Consider the following 8779-nt stretch of genomic DNA (forward strand, 5'->3'; position numbering starts at 1 on the left):
TGCTGCCTTGGATAGCGCCATCAACCGGGTGCTCAGCACCGCTGATCGTTCAGTACGCCGCTCGGTGAGCGAGGTCAACGTGAACAGCCTGATGCTCAGCCAGGCTCAGGCGGCCTTGGCCGCCGCCCAGGCGATCGACCCGAACATCCCGCTGGGCGATCTGCTGAGCCTGCTGAGCGGGCTGCAGGATGGCACTGCGGGCAATACCGGCGAGGCACTCAGCAACGCCGGGGTCGACAGCTCGCTGAGCAACGGCCTAGATCAGACCATTTCCATCGTCGCTAACAGCAACAACAGCGGTGTCGAGCAGGTCAATCAGGTGGCCAGCGGTAGTTTGAGCGGTAGTAACAGTTCCAACACCAGTAGCGAGTCAACTGGCAGCAGCACCGGTTCCAACAGTAGTGAAACCACCGCTGGCAACAGTAACGCTGGAAGTGATATCAACAGTAGTGGTGGTGGCAGTTCGGCTGGCGGAAGCGAGGTTGCTTTCGCCAGCACCTCGACTGGAGGTGGCGTCACATCAAGCGGGGGTGGTGGCAGTACCACGGCTGGTGGCTCTTCAGGTAATGCCCCCACTGGTGGTTCATCCGGTGAGAGCGGCAGCAGCACGAGCAGTGGCTCATCCGGGGGCGGTGCCGGCTCTTCGGCTGGAAACAGCGGTGAGACCTTGTATGTTGATATACAGCTGTCCGGCGACTGCGCTAGCTATTCGATCGCCAAACGCAACTGCTCCGGCAGTGATGGCGATGCTTACCCCAGTATCCGCGATGCCATTGCCGTTGCCCAGGTTGGCCAGACAGTCTTGGTGCGCAGTGGTATCTACCCTGTTGCCTCCTCCGATGAGGTGGTTATCGACGTACAGGGGCTGACCCTGGCGGGGTATGGCGATGAGCGCCCGGTGATAGAGGGTGCAGGGTTTCCCTATGATGCCCAGTCCAATGAGCGCACCACACTACTGCGCATCGCCGCCGATGATGTCACAGTGCGCCAGTTCGAGATCCGTGAGTGTCCCTACGAGTGTGCCGGTTTCAACAAGGATGTGAGCGGCGCCCTGGTGGAAGAGATCTACGCCCATCACGGCTGGTACTCCCTGTTTCGCATCCGCGGCAGCCACAATACCCTGCGCTACTCTGAGTTTGCTCACAGCGCCCATGGTGGCGGTGTAATGATTCGGCCGGATGATCAGTCGGTACCGATTAACGAGAACCTGGTCTATAGGGTCATCTCCCACCACAACGGTAGGTATTCAGATGGTCGTAAGTCCCCTGAGGTGCCGGGTGATCCTGGCGGCGGTGGTAACTCAGACGGCATGGGGGCATCCAAGTTTTGCTCCGACAATCTCTCAAGCAACGTCTGTCGCCGCAACAAGGTGGTGGAGGTGATCGTCTGGCACAATGCGGACGACGGCTTCGACTTCTCTATGTCAGAGTCGCTCTACCAGGGCCTGATCTCCTTCGACAACGGTCCGGCGGGACAGCGCAACTATAAGATCTTGCGTGGTGAAGACCAGGCAGATAACGCCAATACCTATCTCGGTTGTGTCTCGCTGGGTACCGGCAGCCCGGAGCACTGCTCGCCCAATGAGTGTCCTTTGCGGGGCTTTGAACTGCGGGGTGCGGCCAATGCCTATCATATCCTGGCGACGGGAGCGGGCAGCCACAATTTCATGGGGGCCTCGGCAACGGGTGAGGTGGTCAACAGTGTGGCCTGGGGCGATAGTGATTTTACCTACGGCAGCAATATGAGCCACCAGGCCAACTCTGAGGTCTCGGGGGGGCTCTCTCGATTCGTGCCCAACCTGGATCTGCCGGAAGGCATCAGCATCCGCGAACGCTGGGCCTACATGCACAACCAGTTCCGCAGCGCCTTCACACCCCCAGCCGGTTCAGCTCTGATCGATGCCGGTGTCCATCTCTCCGCTATCCACTGTCCCGAACCGGGGCCTGGCGATGGGGAGTGCCGCGAGTGGAGCGGTCAGGCACCCGATATTGGCGCCTTTGAATCCGGTCTGTAGCCTGATTGCCGGTAGAGTGAGGGATCACTCTACCGGCAATGGCAGTACGGGGCAGCCCGGCCGCCAGAGCCGCTCGACCTGATACTTGGTTTGTGCAATCTCGCCGCTGCACCAACAGCGCACCTCGCCCTCAGTGCTGCGTCTCAGCAGCCCCTGTTCCACAAGACGTCGTTTCAGCTCTTTGGCCACCGCCGGGCCGGTGTCGATGATGTGTGTTTTGGCAGGCACCATTTGGCGGATCGCCTGGTGCAGAAAAGGGAAGTGGGTACAGCCGAGCACCAGGCTATCGACCCCTTGATCGATCAACGGTTGGATCTCCTCCGCAACCACCTTGAGTGCCCGTGGTCCGCTGAGGTCTGTGGATTCAACCTGCCTGACCCAGCCGTGACAGGGGCGGATGATCACCCTTGCACCCTCTCCGTGGCGCCTTAGCAAGTCGCGGAACTTGGCGCTGCCGAGAGTGCCCTCGGTGGCGAGTATTCCCACCACGCCATTGCGGCTGGCAGCGATCCCTGGTTTCAGACCAGGTTCCATGCCGATGATCGGTAGCGTGTGTTGCTGGCGTAGACTGGCCACCGCAGCGGCGGTGGCGGTGTTGCAGGCGATGACGATCGTCTTGGCGCCCTGTGCGATGAGAAAGCGGGTGATCTGCTGGGCGCGCTGGGCAACAAAATCGGAGCCTTTGGCACCGTAGGGGAGGTGGCCGCTGTCGCTGACGTAGAACAGATCCTCAGCGGGGAGCTGTTCGCGGATGTGGCGCAATACGGAGAGACCACCGATACCGGAGTCGAAGATACCGATGGGGCGGGTTGGATCCATTAAGGCACCGTGTTGCAGATGGGGAGCCAGAATTCTACCCCATATGCGGTGTCTGACTAGACCTGCCGGGCTGCTTTCAGGCTGTTGTGGATGCCGGCCTCACCCTGCCAGTAACCGTCACAGGTACCGAGCGGGGTCAGCGCAGCCAGGTTGGCGGCTGTCTCACCGGCGATGGCCTTGCTGAAGGCATCGACGATGCGACCGGTGTGGCGGTACTGTGGGCTGATGCGCAGCACATCCACCCCGAGTTGTTGCATGGCCGGGACCTCCGGCAGCAGATCACAACTGAGCGCGGAGAGGGTCTGGATGCCGTTGAGCACCAGGAAGGGTTCGCTCTCCTGGGTGGAGAGCAGGCGGCCGTCCGGGTAGTCGATGCACTTCAGGTCGCAGTCGTCTTTCGGTAGGTTGTGGGAGCGGGCGGTGAAGCAGCGCGCCGAGAGGGTCAGCGGCAGGCGGCCGAAGGCGAAGACCTCGGTCTCGACCCCCTCCGGCCGCTCCGCCTGCATCTGCTTCAGAGTCTCACGGGAGAGCTCCAGTGGCAGACTCCAGCGCTTCAGCCCCTGTTTCGCCAGCAGGTTGAGAGTGCGGGGGTTGTAGATATTGACCAGCGGTCCGGTGACAAACGGCAGGCCGGCGCTCGATAGCAGCTGCACTGCGCCAATATCATTGGCCTCGACCATGAACTGGCCGTTGTCGCAGATGCGTCGCAGGGTCTTCATCTCCGACTCTGCCTCGAGCAGCGCCAGGGTGGAGAGCACCACCTGTTTGCCGGCCTGGCTCAGCCGCTCGCCGAGTTCGATCCAATCAGCGGTGCTAAGGCTGCGCCGTTTGGAGCAGACCGTCTCGCCGAGATAGACAATATCCACCGGCATCTCCGTCACCTCCTCGTAGAAGGTGAACAGATCGTCGCGGGACCAGAAGTAGAGTACGGGACCGAGGGAGAGTTTCATGCTGGAGCTCATGTCAGGATAATTCCGCGGGAGTTACTGCCAGGGGCGGTGGTAGGGGCCGAGGGTGGTCTGCGTGCCTTCGGAGACGTTGCCGAGGGTGGCGTTCCAGGCCGGGTTTGCCTGGTAGGTTTCAGGATCGCGCTGGCAGCTGTCGATCGCCTGACGCCATACTTGCGCCACCTGGGCCACATAGGCTGGGCTGCGTTGCCGGCCCTCGATCTTGATCGCCTCCACTCCGGCGGCCATCAGCTCAGGCAGTAGCTCCAGGGTGTTGAGCGAGGTCGGCTCCTCGATCGCGTAGAAGGTATTGTCGCCGACCTCGAAACGTCCCTTGCAGATGGTCGGGTAGCCCGCCTGCTCACCTTCTTGGTAGCGGTCGGTGAGCACGCCGTTGAGGCGTGACTCCATCCCCTGCGGGCCATCCTTCCACTCCACATACTTGGCCGGGGAGCAGGCGCCCTGGGTGTTGGGCGACTCGCCGGTGACGTAGGAGGAGAGGATACAGCGCCCCTCCACCATCACGCAGAGGCTGCCGAAGCCGAACACCTCGATTCCCACCGGGCTGTTGTCGACTACGTGCTTGACCTGGGGCAGCGACAGCACCCGCGGCAGCACCGCCCGCTTGATGCCGAAGTGGTCGTGATAGAAACGCAACGCCTCGTAGTTGGTGCTAGAGGCCTGCACTGAGAGGTGCAGATTGAGATCGGGCCAACGGCTGGAGGCGTAGTCGAGTACGCCGATATCGGCGCAGATCAGCGCATCGACACCCAGATCAGCGGCGCTGTCCACCGCCTGCTGCCAGCGTTGCCAGCCATCCGGGCGCGGGTAGGTGTTGATCGCCATGAACACCCGTACCCCTTTGCGCCGCGCATAGGCGATGCCATCGCTGGCGCGCTTCTGGTTGAAATTGAGGCCGGGGAAGTGGCGTGCGTTGGTGTCGTCGCGCAGGCCGATATAGACCGCATCGGCTCCGTTGTCGACAGCGGCCTTCAGGGAGGGCAGATTACCTGCCGGGCAGACCAGTTCCATAGTGGATTCCTCAAACGTGCTGGCGCGGACCAGGCCGCGACTATCTTAGATATCTGTGCTGCGGCGCTTATGCCACCTTGCGGTCGGTGCGCCGCCGGCGCAGTTCCTGCTCGATGCCGTTGAGCACCCGCCACTTCTCAGCGCACCACTCCGGTGCCAGCAGGATATCCCGGGAGGCGGTGCCGGTGAGGCGGTGCCAGACTACCCCGGCTGGCGCCATCTCCACCAGGTCGGCAGCGATCTGGATGTAATTCTCCAGGGTGAGCGGCGTGTACTCGCCGCGTCGCCACTGGTTGGCCAGCTGGGTGCCCTTGACCACATGCAGCGGGTGCAGCTTGAGGCCATCGGTGCCGACCTCCAGCACCTGCCGCAGGGACTCGTGGCAGTGGCTCGCCTGCTCTCCAGGCAGACCGGCGATCAGATGGGTGCAGAGCTTTAGTCCCCGTGCCCTGGCCGCGCTGGCGCTCTCCTGGTATTCAGCAAAACCGTGGCCTCGGTTGACTCGCTGCAGCGTGGTATCGAAGGCGGACTGTAGCCCCAGCTCCAGCCAGATCTCATAGCCTTGCGCCTGGTAGCCGGCCAGCAGATCGAGTACCGCCGGTGGCACGCAGTCGGGGCGGGTACCCACCGACAGACCGATCACGTCGGGCTCGGCCAGGGCACTGTCGTAGAGGGACTTTAGCTGCTGCAGATCGCCATAAGTGTTGGTGTAGGCCTGGAAGTAGGCGAGGTATTTTTTCGCCCCGGTGCGTTTGCGGACCACCCGCCGCCCCGCTGCGATCTGTTCTGCGATCGACTTGGGCTGGCGACCGTTCGGACTGAAGGAGACATTGTTGCAGAAGGTGCAGCCGCCGATACCCTTGCTGCCGTCTCGGTTGGGACAGGTGAAGGCGGCGTCGATGGCGACCTTGTGGACCCGCTCACCGTAACGCTGGAGCAGATATTGGCCGAAGGTTGGGGCCTGCTGTGCCAGGGTCATCGATTAGCCGACCCGGTCCAGCTCGCGTTGGCGAAATTCCACCCCAAGCGCCTCGGCCCGCTTTCGGCAGGCGTCGATGTCGAGCCCCTCCAAACCGTTTACTGCGGTGGCGGTGACTTGGGGGATGTGAGCCTTGGCGTCCTCGATGAACTTGAGCATCGCCTCAAACGAGCCGGGCAGGTTGGGGCGGCAGTGGCGTTCGTAGACTTCTTCGTTCTGGCCGTTCATCGATACCGAGATGGCATCGACGCACTCGCTCAGCGCTGGCAGAGTGTCGTTTTTGTGCACAAGATTGGCAAGCCCGTCGGTGTTAACCCGTACCCGGCCACCCCGCGATTTAATGTTACGAGCCACCTTCAGCAGCACGTTGAGGCGCAGTGTTGGTTCACCAAAACCGCAGAACACCACCTCATCGTAAGCCTTTGGGTCATCGATGGCGGCGATGATCTCTTCGGCCTCAGGGCGGTGATCTGGTGTCAGGTCGTAGCCTTTGACCTGCATGTTGCCTTGGGTCTTTGGGCAGAAAGCGCACTCCAGGGTGCAGCGGTCGGTGATACTGAGATAGAGTCTGTTGTTGATCTGGTAGGCGATCTGTTGCGGCACTTGCTTCAGTCTGACAGTGAAAACCGCTTCATTCTAGCCGGGACTGGGGGTGTGCAAATGATCTGGGTCAATCGCTATCCGGTAAAATCCTTGCGCTGCGTCTGGTTTTTGGCGTCGACACAAACAGCGATGTCACTATGATGATGCGGCCCTGTAGGGAGGGTGAAGAGTTACCGCATCGATCTACGATGCAGCAAGCGCCTTCCTTTCTGGTCTGCTTTTCCGTCTTTGTGTCAGCGTGGTTTGCATAAAGGCAAGCTTGTTGTCAGATGACAGGAAGAGCTTGAATGCAAGCCGCCCATATCCTCACGCTACGACCGGACCGGCGAGACCCTCGGTGCGTCAAACGAAGACCCAAACCTTTTCCGCTTCTAACGGCCCACGACATGAAATGAAAGAGATCCCGTACCGCAGCTAAACCCCCTTAGCTTAGGGAGCCTCTGAGCAAGTCATGGACCTACATCTTGCTGCCAAAATACGCTGCTTTTTCCTTGCAAACTTTCGCAATAGCTGGCTATTACGTGCGATGTGCACCTCAAATCAGGGCATTTTCATCAGCAATCTGTACGGCCCAAACTTATTCAGAGGCTCCTTAGTGCCATTCGGGTCGGACTCGATTGATTCTCATGAGGTAACCAGCGGAAAGCTTCACCTACGCAACTGTTTCATCGAGCGGATACCGAGTGCCTTGAAGTTGGCGAACTGCTCCACGCTCAGGCTGCTCTTCTCTGAGCCCTTGTCGGCGTAGAGTACCCCGATCGGTTTGTCGCCGAAGAAGATCGACATCATTAGGCACTCTCTGCCACCCAGTACACTGATTGCTTGTTCCGGGATCAGCGGCAGGTATTTGGTCATGTTGTCGGGCCTGAGCCAGAGTGGCTGTGGTTTCTGCAGTAGCAGAGTAAAGATGTTGGTCTGGGTCAGCGGCGCTTGAAAGTCTTTCAGCGAGGGCTGCTGGCCGGTTTCGATCACAAAACGTGCCTTCAGCTGTTTGCGGTCGGGGGTGAGCATGGAGAACATGATCCGTTGCATGCCATGGCGCTGTTTCAGCTCCCGCATGCTGTCGGCGATGATGGTTTGCAGGGGGTTGGGGCGTGCCTTGGCGGGCTTTGTAGGGGTCGGTTTGGCAGGCGGGGTGGGTGGTGTTGTGCGTGGTGCGGCCGGCGGCGGGGCTCTCTTTACGGCTTGGGGTGTTGGAGCTGGCTTGGTCGCTTCAATGCCTGTTTGCTTCAACCGGGGGGGCTGTTTGGGTGTTGGGTGCTGAGCTTTGGCTGGTCTGCTTGCCGCAGTTGCAACGGCCCTGGCCAGACTGAAAGCCGTTAGCGGGAGTGGTAGCGTGTAGAGTTCATGGGCTGCCGCGACCGCTATCTGGTGGCTTAGGGCCTGGGCCTTCGCTTCAGGGATATTCAGAAATTCCCCCAGTAGCTCGATATTCTCCTGGGTCTCCTCTCCGCTCCAGCTCTCTGCACTGCTGCGGGCCAGGGCGATACACAGCATCACGCTTAGTGCCTTGGGCTGGAAACTGTTAAACAGCCTCTGCGACTCTTGCACTAACTCGGGTAGTTCCCAGCGGCCACCCAAGGCCAGGTTAAGTGCCTCCAGAGTGAAACCAAAGGTCTCCAGCGCAGCATCTTCCCGGCCATCCCCGCGGGAGATTGCCTGCCCCATATCTCTGAGTTGCTCCGGGGCTGCCAACCAGAGTGACATCTCGGCGAGCTCGTGGAGCAGGGCGGCGGTGGCAAAATCCTTGGGGTGTCTCTGTCCCTGGCGCTGTGCGATGCTCTCGGCATAGATCGCCGCATGGGCAGCGCGGCTGTAACAGCCGAGCAATCCGCGTCTTGCCGGGCCTTTGAGTTGTGATTCGAGCGGAGTGAGCTCGATCACAGCCCGCTCCAGCAGGCCCATGCCGATCAGCGGCAGGGCGTTATGGATGTTGCAGATCGGTTCTCTGGGTCTGTTGGGTTGCCGGTTGAGTTGCTGGAACAGGTAGAGGCTGAAGCCCGGGTCGTACTGCACCACAGCAGCAAAGGTGCTGTGGCTTGCGTTTGGCTTATTCAGCAGATCGCGGACCCGTGTCAGGGTGCGTTGCAGTGCGGGCAGAGGTTTGTTGGCGAGTCGGGTGAGCCAACTGTTGAGCGCATCGGACATGGATGAAGGTCACCAGTCAGTATGGTTATTGGTTTCCACCACTAGGGTCGGCCGAGGAAGCGGGATCTTTATCGCGGCTATGGGCGGAGAGGCGACGGAATTCAACTCGCAGGAGAGTTCCGGCTGCTGGTGGGGAGTGTTAGAATCGGAGTTTTTCGGGCCAGGCGAACTATCCTGGCTGAGTAACGCGGGCTTTGCGCAAGGCGCAGCGGCCATTCTCAAAGCTGGCTGCCGGGC

General features: G+C 60.8%; 8 protein-coding genes. 2 read left to right on the forward strand and 6 right to left on the reverse strand.

What is annotated here, in order from left to right; translation table 11 throughout:
- The coding region (locus tag RIFP1SYM_RS14610; RefSeq protein ID WP_240992133.1) for a hypothetical protein at positions 1-2014 on the forward strand (2014 nt) is incomplete at its 5' end.
- Between the two features lie 24 nt (positions 2015-2038).
- Here RIFP1SYM_RS14610 and murI read toward each other — a convergent pair.
- The 6 genes from murI to RIFP1SYM_RS14640 form a co-directional block, all read right to left on the reverse strand.
- Positions 2039-2833 carry a glutamate racemase gene (gene murI / locus RIFP1SYM_RS14615; RefSeq protein WP_005966169.1) on the reverse strand — a complete coding sequence of 265 codons (795 nt, stop codon included), beginning with the start codon at positions 2831-2833 and terminating at the stop codon, positions 2039-2041.
- A 56-nt stretch (positions 2834-2889) separates the two neighbouring features.
- The gene (locus RIFP1SYM_RS14620) at positions 2890-3795 is read right to left on the reverse strand and encodes a U32 family peptidase (RefSeq protein WP_005966171.1); all 906 of its coding nucleotides are present in this window, start codon (positions 3793-3795) and stop codon (positions 2890-2892) included.
- A 21-nt stretch (positions 3796-3816) separates the two neighbouring features.
- Complete coding sequence (ubiU, locus tag RIFP1SYM_RS14625; RefSeq protein ID WP_005966173.1) at positions 3817-4812, reverse strand: ubiquinone anaerobic biosynthesis protein UbiU; 996 nt, start codon at positions 4810-4812, stop codon at positions 3817-3819.
- 67 nt (positions 4813-4879) lie between these two features.
- On the reverse strand, positions 4880-5791 hold the full coding sequence (mnmL, locus tag RIFP1SYM_RS14630) for a tRNA modification radical SAM protein MnmL/YtqA (protein ID WP_005966175.1): 912 nt from the start codon (positions 5789-5791) through the stop codon (positions 4880-4882).
- A 3-nt stretch (positions 5792-5794) separates the two neighbouring features.
- Positions 5795-6394: a TatD family nuclease-associated radical SAM protein gene (locus RIFP1SYM_RS14635; protein ID WP_005966183.1), complete on the reverse strand. Its 600-nt coding sequence runs from the start codon at positions 6392-6394 to the stop codon at positions 5795-5797.
- Positions 6395-7042: 648 nt separating this feature from the next.
- Positions 7043-8542: an HDOD domain-containing protein gene (locus tag RIFP1SYM_RS14640; RefSeq protein ID WP_005966184.1), complete on the reverse strand. Its 1500-nt coding sequence runs from the start codon at positions 8540-8542 to the stop codon at positions 7043-7045.
- Between RIFP1SYM_RS14640 and RIFP1SYM_RS18370 the strand changes: the two genes are divergently transcribed.
- A partial coding sequence (locus RIFP1SYM_RS18370; protein ID WP_240992134.1) for a hypothetical protein occupies positions 8526-8779 on the forward strand: 254 nt, incomplete at its 3' end. The two genes, RIFP1SYM_RS14640 and RIFP1SYM_RS18370, sit on opposite strands and share 17 nt — an antisense overlap.

This window comes from endosymbiont of Riftia pachyptila (vent Ph05) (assembly GCF_000224455.1).
GTDB lineage: Bacteria > Pseudomonadota > Gammaproteobacteria > Chromatiales > Chromatiaceae > Endoriftia > Endoriftia persephonae.

Excerpts from the sequence above, each read along its gene's own strand:
- murI (WP_005966169.1), bottom strand. The coding sequence starts at position 2,833 with ATGGATCCAACCCGCCCCATCGGTATCTTCGACTCCGGTATCGGTGGT.
- RIFP1SYM_RS14620 (WP_005966171.1), bottom strand. The coding sequence starts at position 3,795 with ATGAGCTCCAGCATGAAACTCTCCCTCGGTCCCGTACTCTACTTCTGG.
- ubiU (WP_005966173.1), bottom strand. The coding sequence starts at position 4,812 with ATGGAACTGGTCTGCCCGGCAGGTAATCTGCCCTCCCTGAAGGCCGCT.
- mnmL (WP_005966175.1), bottom strand. The coding sequence starts at position 5,791 with ATGACCCTGGCACAGCAGGCCCCAACCTTCGGCCAATATCTGCTCCAG.
- RIFP1SYM_RS14640 (WP_005966184.1), bottom strand. The coding sequence starts at position 8,542 with ATGTCCGATGCGCTCAACAGTTGGCTCACCCGACTCGCCAACAAACCT.